Genomic DNA, 17,188 nt, shown 5'->3' with positions numbered 1-17,188 from the left:
AGTTCGACGATGACTCACCTTTCTCGCCCCACGCGTTCCTTTGGGCTTAAATGGCTGCTCCTGTTGCTGGTGGCGGCGATTGTCGCTGGGGTTATCTGGCGTCTGCTGGCGGCAGGTCACGGGCCGGGCGAGGGGATGCCGTCGGGCAGACCGGGTGCGCATGGCATGATGGGCGGAGGGGCAACGCTGGTTCACAGCGGTGTCGCCAGCACGGCGGATGTGCCGGTGTGGCTGAATGCACTCGGCACGGTCATCCCCAACGCCAGCGTCACGGTGACCAGCCGCGTTGACGGCCAGCTGGAGCAGGTTTTCTTTACCGAGGGGCAGAAAGTCAGCGCCGGGCAGCTGCTGGCGCAGATCGATCCGCGCAGCTTTCAGGCCACGCTTAACCAGTATCAGGGCGAACTCAGCGAAAACCAGGCGCTGCTGAAAAGTGCGGAGCTGACGCTGGCGCGCTACCGCAAACTGGCGGCGCAGGATGCACTGGCGCGTCAGGATCTGGACAGCCAGATTGCCACCGTCGGGCAGTATCGCGGTGCCGTCGCCGCCGATCAGGCGCAGATCGCCAGTGCCAGACTCAGCATTGAATATGCCCGGATCACCGCCCCGATCAGCGGGCGCGTCGGCCTGCGTCAGGTCGATCCCGGCAACATGGTTCAGAGTGCCAGCAGCACCGGTCTGGTGACCATCACCCAGATGCAGCCTGCCGCCGTGACCTTTAGCGTGCCACAAAGCGAAATCCCGACGCTGGTCAGCGTGCTGCATCAGGGGCAGAGCTTGCCCGCCACGCTGTATGATCAGGACAACCAGCATCAGCTCGGCAGTGGCGAAGTGAAGTTCATCAGCAACCAGATCGACACCGCCACCGGCACCGTGGCGCTGAAAGCGGTGTTCGCTAACCAGGATGAGTCGCTGTTTGCCAATCAGTTTGTGAATCTGCGGCTGCAGACCCGGGTGCTGAAAGGCGCGACGGTGATCCCGGCCCAGGCGCTGCAGCTGAGCAGCGACGGCAGCTTTGTCTTTGTGATCAATCAGGATCACAGCGTTACGCGCAAAGCGGTCACCACTGGTCCCGCTTTCGGAGACGAACAGCAGGCGATCCTCAGCGGCGTTTCGCCGGGCGATCGGCTGGTGACGGAAGGGATCGATCGTCTGACCAGCGGCAGCAAAGTGTCGCTGGCCGATGAGAAACACGCCGCTGCGGGTGCTGTGTCGAAATGAACCCGTCGCGCCTGTTTATTCTGCGTCCGGTCGCCACCATTCTGCTGATGGTCGGCGTGCTGATCGCCGGCATTTTTGCCTGGAAATTCCTCTCAACCTCGGCACTGCCGCAGGTCGACTATCCGATCATTCAGGTCACCACGCTCTATCCGGGTGCCAGCCCGGATGTGATGGCGTCGTCGGTCACCTCACCGCTGGAGCGCCAGTTAGGGCAGATGGCGGGACTGAGCCAGATGAGCTCCACCAGTGCCAGCGGCTCGTCGATCATTACCCTGAAGTTCAGCCTCGATCTGTCGCTGGATGTCGCCGAGCAGGAGGTGCAGGCAGCGATCAATGCGGCGAATAACCTGCTGCCCGACGACCTGCCCAATCCGCCGACCTACAAAAAGGTCAATCCGGCGGACAGCGCGGTGGTAACGCTGGCGGCCAGTTCCAGCACGCTGCCGTTGACCGCGGTGCAGGATCTGGTCAATACCCGGGTGGCGCTGAAGCTGTCGCAGATCTCCGGCGTCGGGATGGTGACGCTGGCGGGCGGCCACCAGCCGGCGATTCGGGTGCAGATGAATCCTCAGGCGCTGGCGGCGCATCATCTGACGCTGGAGGCGGTAAATACGCTGATTGGCAACAGCAACGTCAATGGCTCCAAAGGCGGCTTTGACGGTAAATATCATTCGGTGACCATTGACGCCAACGACCAGCTGCGCACCGCAACCGAGTACGGCAACCTCATCCTCAGCTATGAGAATGGCGCGGCGCTGCGCCTGAAAGATATCGCCCACATTGAACAGGGGCCGGAAAACAGCTTCCAGTCGGCGTGGGCCAACAACCAGCCCGCGATTGTAATCAGCGTGCAGCGTCAGCCGGGCGCGAACGTGATCCAGGTGGTGGACAATATCAAGGCGCAGCTCCCCGCGCTGCAGGCGGCGCTGCCGGAGGGGGTGAAGATGACCATTCTCTCCGATCGCACCCAGACCATTCGCGCCTCGATCAGCGACGTGCAGTTTGAACTGATGCTGTCGATTGCGCTGGTGGTGATGGTGACTTTCCTGTTCCTGCGCAACGTGGCCGCCACGCTGATTCCGAGCGTGGCAGTGCCGCTGTCGCTGGTCGGCACCTTTGGTGTGATGTATCTGGCGGGCTTCAGCCTGAATAATCTGTCGCTGATGGCGCTGACTATCGCCACCGGTTTTGTCATTGATGACGCCATCGTGGTGGTCGAGAACATCTCCCGGCGGCTGGAGCAGGGTGAGTCGCCGATGGAAGCGGCACTGAAAGGCTCACAGCAGATTGGCTTCACCATTATCTCGCTGACCTTTTCCCTGATTGCGGTGCTGATCCCGCTGCTGTTTATGGGCGATGTAGTCGGGCGACTGTTCCGGGAGTTCGCGATTACCCTGGCGGTGGCAATTCTGGTGTCGATGGTGGTATCGCTGACCCTGACACCGATGCTGTGTGCGTATCTGCTGCGCCACATTCCGCCAGAACAGCAGTCGACGTTTGCCCGCAAGGGCGGCGAACTGTTTGATGCCCTGGTGCGCGGCTATGACCGGCTGCTGACCGTGGTGCTGAACCATCAGAAACTGACGCTGCTGGTGGCGCTGGCCACCTTCGGGCTGACGGCGCTGCTCTACATGATGGTGCCGAAAGGCTTCTTCCCGACCCAGGATACCGGGCTGATTCAGGGCATTACCGTCGCCTCACAGGACGTCTCGTTTAACGCCATGGCAACGCGGCAGCAGGCGTTGTCGGCGCGGATCCTGAAAAACCCGGCGGTGGAGAGCGTCTCATCGACGATCGGCATCGACGGCACCAACACCAGCCTTAACAGCGGGCGGTTGCAGATCAACCTTAAGCCGTTTGGCTTCCGCGATCTCAGCGCCAGCGAGGTGATCAGCCAGCTGAAACAGGCGACTGCCGATGTGGCGGGCATCCGGCTCTATCTGCAACCGGCGCAGGATCTCACCGTCAACGATCAGGTCTCGCCGAGTCAGTATCAGTTCACCCTCGATGATGCCGACAGTGAAAATCTGGTCAGCGAGTCGCCGAAACTGGTGGCGGCATTGCAGCAGCGGCCCGAGTTTAATGGGGTGGTGAGTAACCTGCAGGATCAGGGGCGCGTCTCTTACGTTGAGCTGAACCGCGATAAAGCGGCGCGCTTCGGCATTACTGCATCGGACGTGGACACCGCGCTCTATAACGCCTTTGGTCAGCGGCTGGTCTCGACCATCTTCACCCAGTCGAATCAGTATCGGGTGGTGCTGGAAGTGGCTCCGGCATACCAGCAGGGTCCGGCGTCGTTTGATGATGTCTGGCTGCAATCGTCCGGCAGCAGCAGTTCGGCGTCGTCATCCACCAGCACGGCTTCATCAACGTCAACGTCTTCGTCTTCGTCGACGTCCACTTCAGCCTCTGACACCAGCGCCAGCCCGACCAGCAGCGGCATGGTCAAACTCACCTCTATCGCCACTATCCACCAGCGCACCGGCTCGCTGATGCACATGCGGCTGAATCAGTTTCCGGCGGTGATGATCTCCTTCAACCTTAATCCGGGCTATTCGCTGGAGGATGGACAGCGGGCGATCGCGGAAGTACGGCAGCAGCTGCAGCTGCCGGAGAGCACCACGCTGCGTTATCAGGGGGAAACCTCGGCGTTTCAGAGCGCCACCGGTAACACGCTGTGGCTGATTCTGGCGGCGCTGATCACCATGTATGTGGTGCTCGGCATCCTCTACGAAAGCTTTATCCATCCGGTGACCATCCTCTCTACGCTGCCGTCGGCGGCGGTGGGCGCGCTGCTGACGCTGCTGCTGGCGGGCACCGAATTCAGCCTGATTGCGCTGATTGGGGTGATCCTGCTGATCGGCATCGTGAAAAAGAACGCCATCATGATGATCGACTTCGCGCTGGAGGCGGAACACCATCAGCAGCTCAGCGCGCGCGACGCAATTCATCAGGCCTGCCTGCTGCGCTTCCGCCCGATTCTGATGACGACGATGGCGGCGCTGCTGGGTGCGCTGCCACTGATGCTGGCCTCCGGCTCCGGGGCAGAGCTGCGTCAGCCGCTGGGGCTGGTGATTGTCGGCGGGCTGATTGTCAGTCAGGTGCTGACACTCTTCTCCACGCCGGTCATTTACCTCCTGTTTGATGGGCTGGCGCAGCGCGGTAACGCCTGGGTGAAACGCCGTCAGCAGCGGGCGCGGAGCGGGCAATGAATCTGACGCGGCTGTTTATCTTTCGTCCGGTGGCGACGCTGCTGCTGACGCTGGCGATCCTGTTGCTGGGCGCGCTGGGCTACCGGCTGCTGCCGGTGGCACCGCTGCCGCAGGTCGATTTTCCTACCATCATGGTCAGCGCCAGCCTGGCAGGCGCCAGCCCGGAAACCATGGCGGCGACGGTCGCTACGCCGCTGGAACGTTCGCTGGGGCAGATTGCCGGTATCAGTGAGATGACCTCCAGCAGCTCGCAGGGCTCCAGCAGCATCATCCTGCAGTTTGAACTGGACCGCGATATCAATGGCGCGGCGCGCGACGTGCAGGCGGCAATCAACGCGGCGCGCAGCCTGCTGCCCAGCGCAATGGCCTCGCTGCCGACCTATCGCAAAGCCAACCCGTCAGACGCGCCAATAGTGATGCTGGCGCTGACCTCTGCCACCCGTACGCCAGGGGAGCTCTACGATCTGGCGGAGAGCAAAATCGAACAGGCGATGGGGCAGGTACAGGGCGTCGGCGAAGTCTCGCTGATGGGCAGCGCCTTACCGGCGGTGCGGATTGATCTGCAGCCGATGAAGCTGACCCATTACGGCATCTCGCTGGAGACGGTGCGTGCCGCCGTCGCCAACAGCACTACCAATCTGCCTAAAGGGATCTTACAGGGCAGTGACCAGTCGTGGCTGGTGGACAGCAACGGCCAGCTGGAGAAGGCGGCCAGCTACCGCGATCTGATCATCACTTATCAGCAGGGCAACGCGGTGCGACTGCGCGACGTCGCCACGGTCTATGACTCGGTGGAAGATCGCTATCAGGCGGGGTTTCTGAATGCCACACCGGCGGTGATGATCGGTATCAAACGTCAGGCGGGTGCCAACATGCTGGAAACCATCGACGCGATAAAAGCGCAGTTGCCACAGCTGGAAAAGAGCCTGCCCGCTGACAGCCAGCTGAAGGTGGTGGTTGACCGTTCGCCTGGCGTGCGCGCCTCACTGTATGACACCGAAGAGACGCTGCTGATCGCGGTGCTGCTGGTGATTGCGGTGGTGTTTATTTTTCTGCGCAATCTGCAGGCGGTGATCATTCCGGCGCTGGCACTGCCGGTGTCGCTGATCGGCACCTGCGCGGTGATGTATCTGCTGGGATACAGCCTGGATAACCTGTCGCTGATGGCGCTGATTATCGCCACCGGCTTCGTGGTGGATGATGCGATTGTGGTGCTGGAGAACATCACCCGTCACATTGAGCGCGGGCTGAGCCCGCTGCGGGCAGCGCTGCGCGGGGCGCAGGAGGTGAGCTTCACCGTGCTGTCGATGACCGTGTCGCTGATCGCGGTGTTCATCCCAATCCTGCTGATGGGCAGCATTGTCGGGCGGCTGTTCCGCGAATTTGCCGTGACGCTCACCGTGTCGCTGCTGATCTCGCTGTTTGTCTCGCTGAGTCTGACGCCGATGCTCTGCGCCCGCCTGCTGAAACCAAAGCCGCCCGTCAGCCAGCGGCCGCATCCGCTTTATCAGTTGATTGAAAACCAGCTGAATCGCCTGCTGGCCGCCTACGGGCGCGGGCTGGCCTGGGTGATGCGCCATCAGAAACTGACGCTGCTCAGCCTGCTGCTGACCGTACTACTGAATGTTTTTCTCTTCGCCGTGGTGCAGAAGGGCTTCTTCCCCAATCAGGATACCGGGCTGCTGATGGGTGCGCTGCGCGCCGATCAGAACATCTCGTTCCAGGCGATGAAGCCGAAAATGCTGATGTTCACGCAGATCATTCAGGAAGACCCGGCGGTAGAGAGTGTGATGTCGTCGATGGGCAGCGGGATGTTTGGCTCCCGCAACAGCGCCAACTTCTTTGTGCGGCTTAAAGATTTTGATCAGCGCGATGCGACCGCCACCGAGGTGGCCAACCGGCTGACGCGCAAAACCAGTCACATCGCCGGGGCGCAGATGTTCCTGATGGCGGCGCAGGACCTGCACATTGGCGGACGCAGCGCCAACGCCACGTATCAGTACAGCCTGCAGGCGGACGATCTCGATCTGCTGCGCACCTGGACGCCGAAAGTGCAGGCGGCGCTGGCGGCGATCCCCGAGCTTAACAGCGTGGACTCCGATTCGCAGACCGGCGGCCAGGAGTTGGAGCTGACCATCGATCGTGATCGCGCCACCCGGCTGGGCGTCAACGTGAACATGCTGGATACGCTGCTGAACAATGCGTTCAGCCAGCGGCAGATCGCCACGCTCTATCACACCCTGAATCAGTATCACGTGGTGATGTCACTGCAGGATAGCGACACCGCCAATCCTGAGACGCTGCAGCAGCTTTATGTGATTAACGACAGCGGTGACCGCGTGCCGCTCTCCGCCTTTGCCCGCTTCAGCGGCGGCAACGCGCCGCTGTCGGTGGCGCATCAGGGCCAGGCCGCGACCAGCACCCTGGCGTTTAATCTCAACGAGGGGGTGTCACTGGAACAGGCGCAGGAACTGATAAAACAGGCGATGGCGAAGCTGGGCCTGCCATCGACCCTTCACGCCGGTTTTGCCGGCACCGCCGCCGCCTTTTCTCAACTGACCGCGACCATGCCGTGGCTGATTCTGGCGGCGCTGGCGGCGGTCTATCTCGTGCTCGGCGTGCTCTATGAGAGCTACATCCATCCGCTGACCATTCTTTCGACCCTGCCGTCAGCGGGCGTCGGCGCGCTGTTACTGCTGCTGCTGACCGGCACGCAGCTCACGGTGATCGCGCTGATTGGCATCATCCTGCTGATCGGCATCGTGAAAAAGAACGCCATCATGATGATCGATTTCGCCATCGACGCGGAACGGCGGCAGGGCATGTCGCCACAGCAGGCGATCACCCAGGCGTGCCTGATGCGCTTCCGGCCCATCATGATGACCACGCTGGCCGCCTTTTTCGGCGCGTTGCCGCTGGCGCTGGGCAGCGGCGGTGATGCCGATCTGCGCAGCCCGCTGGGCATCGCTATTGCGGGCGGACTGGCGCTCAGCCAGCTGCTCACGCTGTTTACCACGCCGGTTGTTTATCTTTGGCTCGATCGTCTGGGCCGTGCCACTCAACGTCAATGGCGTCGTCTGCGCCCTACGGAATCCTGATCCATGAAACCGCTTATCCCCTTTGTTGTGATGCTGCTGCTGGGCGGCTGTAGCGTCGGTCCCGACTATCAGCGCCCCGCGATGGTGATGCCGGTCCACTATAAAGAGGCCAGAGGCTGGCAGCAGGCGACGCCGCTTGATGCGCAAAGCAAAGGCGAATGGTGGGCGGTTTATCACGACGCCACCCTGAGCGGCCTGCTGAACCAGGTGAGCATCTCGAACCAGAACGTGGCGAATTATGCCGCGCAGTACCGGCAGGCACAGGCGCTGGCGAGTGAGTCACGCGCGGCGCTGTTTCCCTCGCTGGGCTATGACGGCAGCGCGACGCGCAGCGGCAGCCACGCGACTGACAGCAGCGTTCGCACCACCAGCAGCAGCCATCAGGCGGAGCTGAGCGCCAGCTGGGAGCTGGATCTGTGGGGCAAACTGCGACGCACGCTGGAGGAGAACCGCGCCAGCGCCTCGGCCAGCGCGGCGGAACTGGCCAATATTACCCTGAGCGCCCAGTCTGAACTGGCGCAGGACTATTTCCAGCTGCGCATCATGGATCAGAAAATCGCGCTCTATCAGCAGAGCGTTGATGCTTATCAGCGCTACCTGAAAGTGATTACCAGCCAGTATCAGGCGGGCACCGCGTCGCGTGCGACCCTGGCTCAGGCACAACTGCAGCTGGAGAGCGCCAGCGCCTCGGCGCAGGATTATCAGTGGCAGCGCGCACAGATGGAGCACGCCATTGCGCTGTTGGCCGGCAAAGCACCCGCTGAATTCAGCCTGACCGTCGCGCCGCTGACGGCAAGGCTGCCCGCGATTCCGGCAGCCCTGCCGGGCGAGCTGTTGCAGCGCCGTCCTGACATTGCTTACGCCGAACATAACATGGCCGCCGCCAATGCCGCGGTGGGCGTGGCGGTGGCCGGTTACTATCCCGACCTGACCCTGAGCGCCAGCGGTGGCGTCAGTTCTTCCGTGCTGCATTCGCTCTTCTCGCTGCCGAATCGCGTCTGGTCGCTGGGGCCGGAGCTGAGCGGCACGCTGCTGGATTTTGGTGCGACCGCAGCACAGGTCGATCAGGCACGAGCGGGCTGGGATGCCAGCGTTGCGACCTATCGTCAGACGGTGCTGACCGCAATGCAGGAGGTGGAAGATAAGCTGGTGGAGCTGAACACGCTGCAGGGCGAGATCGCCGCGCAGCAGCGCGCCACCGACGCGGCGCAGACCTCGGCGCGGGTGACGCGTTTGCAGTATGAGGCGGGCATGATTACGTATCTGGATGTGGCGACCACCGAAAACAGCCGCCTGAGTGCGCAGCAGAGTTTGCTGACGCTGCAGAGCACGCAGTGGGTCAGCAGTGTGGCGCTGATTGCCGCACTCGGCGGTGGCTGGCAGGCCCCCTGAAGGCGGTGTCAGGTTACCGATAATTCTGTTGTCGAACCGCGTCAAATCCTGCATCGTGAGGGGCTATTTTCACGATGCTAAGGAGCCGGCATGGTTTTCACACTATTGCGCCTGATATTTCGCCTGTTATGGCGGGTCGAACTGCGTGGCGACGTCGCCGAACTGCATAAGCAGAAGGTATTGATCACGCCGAACCATATGTCGTTTCTCGACGGCATATTGCTGGCGCTATTTTTGCCGATTAAGCCGGTCTATGCGGTCTATTCGACCATCAGCGAAAGCTGGTTTATGCGGCTGGTTAAACCCTTTATCGACTATGTACCGCTCGATCCCACCAAACCCATGGCGCTCAAACAGCTGGTCAGGCTGATCGACAGTGGCCGTCCGGTGGTGATCTTCCCGGAAGGACGTATTACCGTCACCGGATCGCTGATGAAGATCTACAGCGGGGCGGGTTTTGTCGCGGCGCGTTCGGGCGCGAATGTGGTGCCGATGCGCATTGAAGGCGCAGAGTACACGCCGTTTGGTCGTCTGGCGGGCGTGTTTAAACGTCGCCTGTTCCCGCGCATCACCCTGACGATTCTGCCCGCCACCCGCATTCCGATGCCGGAGGCGAAACGGGCGCGCGATCGGCGCGTGCTGGCCGGTGAGCATCTGCATCATGTGATGATGGAAGCGCGCATGGCGGTGCGTCCGCGTGAAACCCTGTTTGAGGCATTTCTGGCGGCGCGTACGCGTTATGGCGCGTTTAAGCGCTGCATCGAAGATGTCAATTTCAAACCCGACAGCTACAACGGACTGCTGAAGAAGGCGCTGGGCGTGGGCCGTATTCTGGAGCGCTACAGCCAGCCGCGCGAAGTGGTAGGACTGCTGCTGCCCAATACCACCGTCACGGCGGCGGCGATTTTCGGGGCATCCCTGCGCGGACGTGTTCCGGCGATGCTCAACTATACGGCGGGCGTGAACGGCATGCGGGCGGCACTGACCGCCGCGCAGATCAAAACGGTCTTCACGTCGCGCCAGTTCCTGGACAAAGGCAACCTGTGGCATCTGCCACAGGGGCTCGATGATGTGCAGTGGATCTATCTGGAAGATCTGAAAGATACCGTGACCAGTAAGGACAAACTGTGGATCGTCGCCCATCTGCTGATGCCGCATCGCGCACAGCTGCCCCAGCAGCCGGAAGACGCCGCGATGGTACTGTTTACCTCCGGCTCGGAAGGCAATCCTAAAGGGGTGGTGCATTCGCATAAAAGCCTGCTGGCGAACGTTGAACAGATCCGCACCATCGCCGACTTCACCCCGCGCGACCGCTTTATGTCGGCGCTGCCGCTGTTCCATGCGTTTGGTCTGACCGTCGGGCTGTTTACGCCGCTGATGACCGGCGCGCAGGTGTTCCTCTATCCCAGCCCGCTGCACTATCGCATCGTGCCGGAGCTGGTCTATGACCGCAACTGCACCGTGCTGTTTGGCACCTCGACCTTCCTCGGCAACTACGCGCGCTTTGCCGCGCCCTATGATTTTGCCCGCCTGCGCTATGTGGTGGCGGGGGCGGAGAAGCTGCAGGAGAACACCCGTCAGCTCTACATGGAGAAGTATGGCATTCGCATTCTTGAAGGCTACGGCGTAACCGAATGCGCGCCAGTGGTCGCGATTAACGTGCCGATGGCGGCGAAGGCGCACACCGTCGGACGCATTCTGCCGGGCATGGATTCGCGGCTGATGTCGGTGCCGGGCATTGAGCAGGGCGGACGGCTGCAACTGCGCGGACCGAACGTGATGAAGGGCTATCTGCGGGTTGAGAATCCAGGCGTGCTGGAAGTGCCGGTCGCCGACGATGGCGAAGGCAATCAGGAAGCGGGCTGGTATGACACGGGTGATATCGTCAGCTTTGATGACGGCGGTTTCTGCCAGATTCAGGGGCGCGCCAAACGCTTCGCGAAGATTGCCGGTGAGATGGTGTCGCTGGAGATCGTCGAGCAGATCGCTCTGAAAGCGTCGCCGGACAAACAACATGCCGCCTCGCTGCGCCCGGATGGTCAGCGTGGTGAGGCGCTGGTGCTGTTCACCACCGACGCTGAACTGGCGCGCGACAGCCTGCAGAAAGCGGCCCGCGAGCTGGGGGCGCCAGAACTGGCGCTGCCGCGTGATATCCGGGTGATGAAACAGTTGCCGCAGCTGGGCAGCGGTAAACCCGATTACGTCACGCTGAAAAAAATGGCGGAAGAGGAGCAGGCATGAGCCTTGATCGTAATGCGCCGCTGATGTCACGCGGCATGATCGCCGTGATTATCGCCCAGTTCTTTTCGGCCTTCGGCGATAACGCGCTGCTGTTTGCCACGCTGGCCGTGCTGAAAAGCCAGTTCTATCCCGACTGGAGTCAGCCGGTGCTGCAGATGCTCTTTGTCGCAGCCTACATTCTGCTGGCACCGTTTGTCGGTCAGGTCGCGGACAGCATGGCAAAAGGGCGGGTGATGATGCTCGCCAACAGCCTGAAGCTGCTGGGCGCGCTGGTGATCTGTTTCGGCTTCAACCCCTTCCTCGGATATACCCTGGTGGGCGCGGGCGCAGCCGCTTACTCTCCGGCTAAATATGGCATCCTCGGTGAGATCACTCACGGCGAGAAGCTGGTGAAAGCCAACGGGCTGATGGAGGGATCGACCATCGCCGCCATTCTGCTCGGCTCAGTGGCGGGTGGGATGCTGGCTGACTGGCATCTGCTGGCGGCGCTGGGGATCTGTGCGCTGACCTACGGCATTGCCGTGGTGGCCAACCTGTTTATCCCGAAACTGCAGGCGGCGCGTCCTGGTCAGAGCTGGCAGCTGGGTATGATGGTACGCAGTTTTTTCAGTGCTGCCGCGCTGCTATGGCGTGATGCGGAGACGCGCTTCTCGCTGCTCGGCACCAGCCTGTTCTGGGGCGCAGGCGTGACGCTGCGTTTTCTGCTGGTGCTGTGGGTGCCGGTGGCGCTGGGCATCAGTGACAACACCACGCCAACGACCCTGAATGCCATGGTGGCGATCGGGATTGTGATTGGGGCGGCGGCGGCGGCGAAGCTGGTGACGCTTGAAACGGTGCGTCGCTGTATGCCAGCCGGTGTGCTGATTGGTGTGATGGTCGTCGTCTTCGCGCTGCAGCATTCTCTGCTGAATGCCTATCTGGTGCTGATGCTGATTGGCGCGCTGGGCGGTTTCTTTGTGGTGCCGCTGAATGCACTGCTGCAGGCGCGGGGCAAAGAGAGCGTCGGTTCAGGTAATGCGATTGCGGTGCAGAATCTGGGTGAGAACAGCGCCATGCTGATCATGCTGGGGCTCTATACGCTGGCGATCAAGGCGGGTGCACCTGCGGTGGCGACGGGCGTCGGTTTTGGCGTGCTGTTTGCGCTGGCGATAGCGCTGCTGTGGCTGTGGCGTCCGGCTAAGCGTTAAGCGATTCACCGCCTCTCTCCGGGATAGCCGGAGAGAGGCGGGCGCCCTCGTTAACAATAGATGTTAACAACGTAGATTAGCGACGAAGGGCAATCGCTTCGATTTCGATCTTCACATCTTTTGGCAGACGCGCCACTTCGACACAGGAACGCGCCGGGAAGTGCGCTTCATGCTCGGTGAAAAACGCCTCATAAGCCGCATTGACCGTGGCGAAGTCATTTAAATCCTTTACGAACACCGTGGTCTTCACGATGTCGCCGACCTTCAGACCCGCTGCTTCAACAATCGCCTTCACATTTTCCAGTGACTGACGCGCCTGTGCGGCAACGTCATCCGCCACCTGGCCGGTCGCCGGATCCACCGGGATCTGGCCAGAGGTGATGATCATGCTGCCCAGATCGACACCCTGAACATAGGGGCCGATAGCGGCAGGGGCTTTTTCAGTACTGATTTCACGAGACATCATTGCTCCTTTGATTACGTCGTCAGGCGGCGATGCCGCCGGTGTTGCCCATTATAAGGTCGGGCAGGGCGATTACCAGTGACCCAGCACCACATGGCGGGCGAACTCTTTTTCGCAATATTTGCACTTCAGATGCACATCGTCGGTGCGCTGCTTCACGGCAAAGCTGGAGAAGACCGGCTCGCTGCGGCTGATGCAGTTGCTGTTGGGGCAGGTCAGCACCCGTTCAACGTGGTCCGGCAGCGTCGGGGCGATCTTCGCGACCACTTCATAGTCGTCGATGCGGTTGACCGTAGCATGGGGCGCATAGACCGCCAGCTGATTGACCTGATCGTCGGTGAGAAAGGTATTCTCAATCTTGATCAGATCTTTGCGGCCCATCTCGCCTGAGGGCAGATTCAGGCCAATGGTAATCCGCTGATCGGTTTCGGTCAGCCGGAACAGAGAGAGCAATTTAAAGCCGATCTGGGCCGGAATATGGTCGATGACCGTACCGCGTTTGATCGCTTCGACCTGCAGTTTGTTGTCCTGCGTCATGGGGGTATCTCCTTACAGGGCGAGTTCGCTGTTTAAAACCAGTGCCAGCAGAGCCTGGCGCGCATAGATGCCGTTACCCGCCTGCTGGAAATACCAGGCATACGGGGTTTTATCGACATCGGTGGTGATTTCGTCGATGCGCGGCAGCGGGTGCAGCACCTTCATATTGTCGCGCGCTGTAGCGAGATCGGCAGCGCGCAGAATGAACTGCGCTTTGACGTTGGCATATTCTGACGGATCGAGCCGCTCTTTCTGCACCCGCGTCATGTAGAGGATATCGAGCTGCGGCATCACCTCTTCAAAGCTGTCGTGACGTGACCAGCTGATATTCTTCTCATCCAGCATATCGGTGATATAGGCCGGCATCGCCAGCGCATCGGGCGCGATAAAGAAGAAGCGGTTGCCGTCAAACTTCGCCAGCGCCTGGGTCAGGGAGTGGACGGTGCGGCCATACTTCAGGTCGCCGACCATCGCCACATTCAGCTGATTAAGACGGCTCTGCGTCTCCTGAATGGTGAAGAGATCAAGCAGCGTCTGGGTCGGATGCTGGTTCGCGCCGTCACCGGCGTTGAGAATCGGGATGCCGCCGGAGAACTCGGTCGCCAGCCGCGCCGCGCCTTCCTGCGGGTGACGCATCACGATCGCATCGACGTAGGTGCTGATCACTGAAATGGTGTCGGCCAGGGTTTCGCCTTTTTTGCCCAGCGACGTATTACTGCCGTCAGCAAAGCCCACCGCTGACGCGCCGAGGCGATGAATGGCGGTTTCAAACGACAGGCGGGTACGGGTAGACGCCTCAAAGAAGCAGCTGGCGATAACCTTGTGCTTCAGCAGTTCCGGCTGCGGATGGGCTTTAAGCTTCGCGGCGGTGTGTAGCGCCAGTTCCAGCTCTTCACGACTGAGGTCGTTGATTGAAATAATGTGCTTGCGATATAGCGGGTTAGCCATAGCTGTCTCCTCTGCGCGGCCGGATTGCGGACAAAAAAAAGCCCCTGCTTAAGGGGCTTTTTTAAGATCGGGTCGATGACCGAAAGAAACAGTAGCACCGCCTGCGGTCAGGCGTGATTGAGCGTCAAGTTGTCCGCTGTGCTGTAGCATATTTCCTCCGGCAAATTGGGCCGCATTATACCCGTTCGCGGTGGGTCAGCAAGAGGAAAACGTTTGCGCCTGCCTGGCCGATCGGAGGCCAGGCCAGATCAGGCGGATGAATAGGCCGGTATGAGCAGACGCAACTCAGCGTCCTCAGCCGCACGATGCTGGTCGGTCAGCGCTGGCCCAGCGTGGCCACCATTACCGCTTTAATCGTGTGCATCCGGTTCTCAGCCTGGTCGAACACAATGCTGTGTGGTGATTCGAACACCTCGTTGCTCACTTCCATGCCGTTGGGCAGATCGTACTGTTCCGCCATCTGCTGGCCCAGCGTGGTCTGATCGTCGTGGAAGGCGGGCAGACAGTGCAGAAATTTAACCTGCGGGTTGCCGGTCAGATCGAGCATCGCCCGGTTCACCTGATAGTCACGCAGCAGCGCGATACGCTCGGCCCACACCGCTTTGGCTTCGCCCATCGACACCCAGACATCGGTGTAGATAAAGTCAGCGCCTTTCACGCCGTCGGCAATATGTTCGGTGAGGGTAATTTTCCCGCCGGTCTGCTGCGCGGCTGCGCGGCACTGCGCCACCAGTTGCTCCTCTGGCCAGCAGCTCTTTGGTGCCACCAGACGCAGATCCAGCCCCACCTGTGCGGCGGCTTCCAGCATGGTGTTGCCCATGTTGTTGCGCGCATCACCTACATAAACCAGCGTCATCTCGCTGAGTTTTTTGCCCGGCAGATGCTCCTGCATGGTCAGCAGATCGGCCAGCAGCTGGGTCGGATGAAACTCGGTGGTCAGGCCGTTCCACACCGGCACACCGGCATGTTCCGCCAGCGTTTCCACCAGTTCCTGACCGTAACCGCGATACTGAATGCCATCATACATCCGGCCCAGCACCCGCGCGGTGTCGCGCATCGACTCTTTATGGCCGATCTGGCTGCCACTCGGGCCAAGATAGGTGACGTTTGCACCCTGATCGTAAGCGGCAACTTCGAAAGAGCATCGGGTACGGGTCGAGTCTTTTTCGAAGATGAGCGCGATGTTTTTACCTTTCAGATGCTGCACTTCCTGGGCACTTTTTTTCGCCCGTTTCAATTCAGCGGAAAGGGTAAGCAGGTGATCAATCTCGGCGGGCGTAAAATCCAGAAGCCTGAGGAAATGGCGCTGATACAGCTGACTCATACAACACTCCGGTAATCATTAAAGTGAATTAAAATTCAATCTAACCGTATGAATATGCATTTTCAAGTGCAGGGCTAATAAACTTTTCGTTTTGTGTAGTGGCGCGACGGGCAGTATGGGAAAATAATTGATTATTGCCGAACTCAGAGAGGATATCGTCATGGCATATGAAGCATTACTGGAAGAGCAGCAGGAAGAGACGCGGCAGATTATTGAAGAGCTGCTGGAGGATGGCAGCGATCCTGATGCGCTCTATACCATCGAGCACCATCTCTCATGCAATAATTTTGATTCGCTGGAAAAAGCGGCCGTTGATGCGTTCAAGCTGGGTTATGAAGTGACCGAGCCGGAAGAGCTGGAGCTGGAAGATGGCACCACCGTGATGTGCGTCGACATCATCAGCGAATCCGCCCTGAAGCCTGAACTGATCGATGTGCAGGTTGAGCAGCTGGTGAACCTGATTGGTAAGTACAACGTCGATTACGACGGCTGGGGCACCTATTTTGAAGATCCCGATGCCGAAGATGAAGATGACGACGCCATCGAAGATGAAGATGATGATGGTATTCGCCACTAAGTAGCCGGGGCGGAGAGTTCTCCGCCTGTCACCCCTGCCACCTGTTTTAACATCATGAACTACGCACCCTTACTTGAACCTATCTATCAGTTTCTGCACTGCCGCACGCCACAGGCCTGGATTGATGAGGCGCGCAAGCCGGAAAATCTGACCCTGCTGTTAACCGACCATCTGGTGTGCGAACTGAAAGCCGCGCAGACCGCGGTGTGGTTGATCCGCAAATATGTTGCCGACAAACCCAGTGGCGACGCCATTCTGGCGTGGCTGAAACCTTATGAAGATTTTATCTTCCGCGAAGATGGCGACAGCGACTTTATCAACGCCCATAAGAACCTGACAAAACGTATCATCGTGCGCAATGCGCTGCCGTGGGCGGATGAGCTGGTGGAGAAGATGGTGCTGCTGATTAAAGAGGAGCTGCATCACTTCTATCAGGTGTGGGAAATTATGCAGTCGCGCGGGCTGGTCTATCAGAAGATCACCTCCAGCCGCTATGCCAAATCGCTGCTGCGCGAAGTCACCACCCATGAACCGGAAACGCTGGTGGATAAGCTGATATGCGGCGCTTACATCGAGGCGCGCTCCTGCGAGCGTTTCGCCAGTCTGGCACCTTATCTTGATGACGAACTGGCGAAGTTCTATCTGTCGCTGTTGCGCTCAGAGGCGCGGCATTATCAGGACTATTTAACCCTGGCGGCGCAGATTGCCACCAGAGATATCACGCCGCGGGTGCAGGTGATTGGGGCAACAGAAGGGCGGTTAATTAGCGAACCCGACAACGAATTACGCTTTCACAGCGGCGTACCGGCGTTCTGATTAGAGTAAACGGCGCTCTTACGATGGCCGTTTATTTTTTATATTGAACCGGGTTGATTTTATTAATAATAAAAAGATAAGTATTAACTGTTAATCTAATATGAACGCGTTACCTCCGAAAAATATAATTTGAGTGACCCCTCACAAAATATTTTATCTCTTCTGTTTTTTC

12 protein-coding genes are annotated in these 17,188 nt (G+C 59.9%); 8 read left to right on the top strand and 4 right to left on the bottom strand.

What is annotated here, in order from left to right; translation table 11 throughout:
* Window positions 1–9: 9 nt before the first annotated feature.
* The 6 genes from AFL22_RS08115 to lplT all read left to right on the top strand — a co-directional run bounded on the left by AFL22_RS08115 (window position 10) and on the right by lplT (window position 12,351).
* Window positions 10–1,221 (top strand): MdtA/MuxA family multidrug efflux RND transporter periplasmic adaptor subunit, encoded by a 1,212-nt coding sequence (locus AFL22_RS08115; RefSeq protein WP_052271166.1) that lies wholly within the window; start codon window positions 10–12, stop codon window positions 1,219–1,221.
* A complete protein-coding gene (locus AFL22_RS08110; RefSeq protein ID WP_052271165.1) occupies window positions 1,218–4,433 on the top strand; it encodes an efflux RND transporter permease subunit in 3,216 nt (1,071 codons plus the stop codon). Before AFL22_RS08115 ends, AFL22_RS08110 begins: the two co-directional genes overlap by 4 nt.
* On the top strand, window positions 4,430–7,531 hold the full coding sequence (locus tag AFL22_RS08105) for a multidrug efflux RND transporter permease subunit (protein WP_052271164.1): 3,102 nt from the start codon (window positions 4,430–4,432) through the stop codon (window positions 7,529–7,531). Before AFL22_RS08110 ends, AFL22_RS08105 begins: the two co-directional genes overlap by 4 nt.
* Window positions 7,532–7,534: 3 nt before the next feature.
* Window positions 7,535–8,923 (top strand): efflux transporter outer membrane subunit, encoded by a 1,389-nt coding sequence (locus tag AFL22_RS08100; protein ID WP_052271163.1) that lies wholly within the window; start codon window positions 7,535–7,537, stop codon window positions 8,921–8,923.
* A gap of 90 nt (window positions 8,924–9,013) precedes the next feature.
* Window positions 9,014–11,164, top strand: coding sequence for a bifunctional acyl-ACP--phospholipid O-acyltransferase/long-chain-fatty-acid--ACP ligase (gene aas / locus AFL22_RS08095; protein WP_010671792.1), 2,151 nt, complete (start codon window positions 9,014–9,016; stop codon window positions 11,162–11,164).
* A complete protein-coding gene (lplT, locus tag AFL22_RS08090; RefSeq protein ID WP_010251689.1) occupies window positions 11,161–12,351 on the top strand; it encodes a lysophospholipid transporter LplT in 1,191 nt (396 codons plus the stop codon). The genes aas and lplT overlap by 4 nt, the downstream gene beginning before the upstream one ends.
* Before the next feature lie 76 nt (window positions 12,352–12,427).
* Here lplT and ridA read toward each other — a convergent pair whose 3' ends face one another.
* The 4 genes from ridA to argF form a co-directional block, all read right to left on the bottom strand.
* Complete coding sequence (gene ridA / locus AFL22_RS08085) at window positions 12,428–12,814, bottom strand: 2-iminobutanoate/2-iminopropanoate deaminase (RefSeq protein ID WP_010251687.1); 387 nt, start codon at window positions 12,812–12,814, stop codon at window positions 12,428–12,430.
* 72 nt (window positions 12,815–12,886) lie between these two features.
* On the bottom strand, window positions 12,887–13,351 hold the full coding sequence (pyrI, locus tag AFL22_RS08080) for an aspartate carbamoyltransferase regulatory subunit (protein WP_052271162.1): 465 nt from the start codon (window positions 13,349–13,351) through the stop codon (window positions 12,887–12,889).
* Between the two features lie 12 nt (window positions 13,352–13,363).
* Complete coding sequence (gene pyrB / locus AFL22_RS08075) at window positions 13,364–14,299, bottom strand: aspartate carbamoyltransferase (protein WP_010251681.1); 936 nt, start codon at window positions 14,297–14,299, stop codon at window positions 13,364–13,366.
* Between the two features lie 316 nt (window positions 14,300–14,615).
* Window positions 14,616–15,623 (bottom strand): ornithine carbamoyltransferase, encoded by a 1,008-nt coding sequence (gene argF, locus AFL22_RS08070; protein WP_033780487.1) that lies wholly within the window; start codon window positions 15,621–15,623, stop codon window positions 14,616–14,618.
* 160 nt (window positions 15,624–15,783) lie between these two features.
* Here argF and rraB point away from each other — a divergent pair, with 160 nt between their 5' ends.
* Complete coding sequence (gene rraB, locus AFL22_RS08065; protein ID WP_010251675.1) at window positions 15,784–16,200, top strand: ribonuclease E inhibitor RraB; 417 nt, start codon at window positions 15,784–15,786, stop codon at window positions 16,198–16,200.
* 54 nt (window positions 16,201–16,254) lie between these two features.
* A complete protein-coding gene (gene miaE, locus AFL22_RS08060; RefSeq protein ID WP_010671789.1) occupies window positions 16,255–17,016 on the top strand; it encodes a tRNA isopentenyl-2-thiomethyl-A-37 hydroxylase MiaE in 762 nt (253 codons plus the stop codon).
* The last annotated feature ends 172 nt before the right edge of the window (window positions 17,017–17,188 follow it).

Origin of the sequence: Pantoea sp. CFSAN033090 (genome assembly GCF_001264395.1) — a bacterium.
In the GTDB taxonomy this organism is placed as follows: domain Bacteria; phylum Pseudomonadota; class Gammaproteobacteria; order Enterobacterales; family Enterobacteriaceae; genus Pantoea; species Pantoea agglomerans.
The sequence above is the reverse complement of the archived record's forward strand: the minus strand, read 5'-3'. Positions and strand labels throughout refer to the sequence as shown.

What these genes read in the sequence shown, in the direction of transcription:
- AFL22_RS08115 (WP_052271166.1), top strand. Translation starts at nt 10, where the DNA reads ATGACTCACCTTTCTCGCCCCACGCGTTCCTTTGGGCTTAAATGGCTG.
- AFL22_RS08110 (WP_052271165.1), top strand. Translation starts at nt 1,218, where the DNA reads ATGAACCCGTCGCGCCTGTTTATTCTGCGTCCGGTCGCCACCATTCTG.
- AFL22_RS08105 (WP_052271164.1), top strand. Translation starts at nt 4,430, where the DNA reads ATGAATCTGACGCGGCTGTTTATCTTTCGTCCGGTGGCGACGCTGCTG.
- AFL22_RS08100 (WP_052271163.1), top strand. Translation starts at nt 7,535, where the DNA reads ATGAAACCGCTTATCCCCTTTGTTGTGATGCTGCTGCTGGGCGGCTGT.
- aas (WP_010671792.1), top strand. Translation starts at nt 9,014, where the DNA reads ATGGTTTTCACACTATTGCGCCTGATATTTCGCCTGTTATGGCGGGTC.
- lplT (WP_010251689.1), top strand. Translation starts at nt 11,161, where the DNA reads ATGAGCCTTGATCGTAATGCGCCGCTGATGTCACGCGGCATGATCGCC.
- ridA (WP_010251687.1), bottom strand. Translation starts at nt 12,814, where the DNA reads ATGTCTCGTGAAATCAGTACTGAAAAAGCCCCTGCCGCTATCGGCCCC.
- pyrI (WP_052271162.1), bottom strand. Translation starts at nt 13,351, where the DNA reads ATGACGCAGGACAACAAACTGCAGGTCGAAGCGATCAAACGCGGTACG.
- pyrB (WP_010251681.1), bottom strand. Translation starts at nt 14,299, where the DNA reads ATGGCTAACCCGCTATATCGCAAGCACATTATTTCAATCAACGACCTC.
- argF (WP_033780487.1), bottom strand. Translation starts at nt 15,623, where the DNA reads ATGAGTCAGCTGTATCAGCGCCATTTCCTCAGGCTTCTGGATTTTACG.
- rraB (WP_010251675.1), top strand. Translation starts at nt 15,784, where the DNA reads ATGGCATATGAAGCATTACTGGAAGAGCAGCAGGAAGAGACGCGGCAG.
- miaE (WP_010671789.1), top strand. Translation starts at nt 16,255, where the DNA reads ATGAACTACGCACCCTTACTTGAACCTATCTATCAGTTTCTGCACTGC.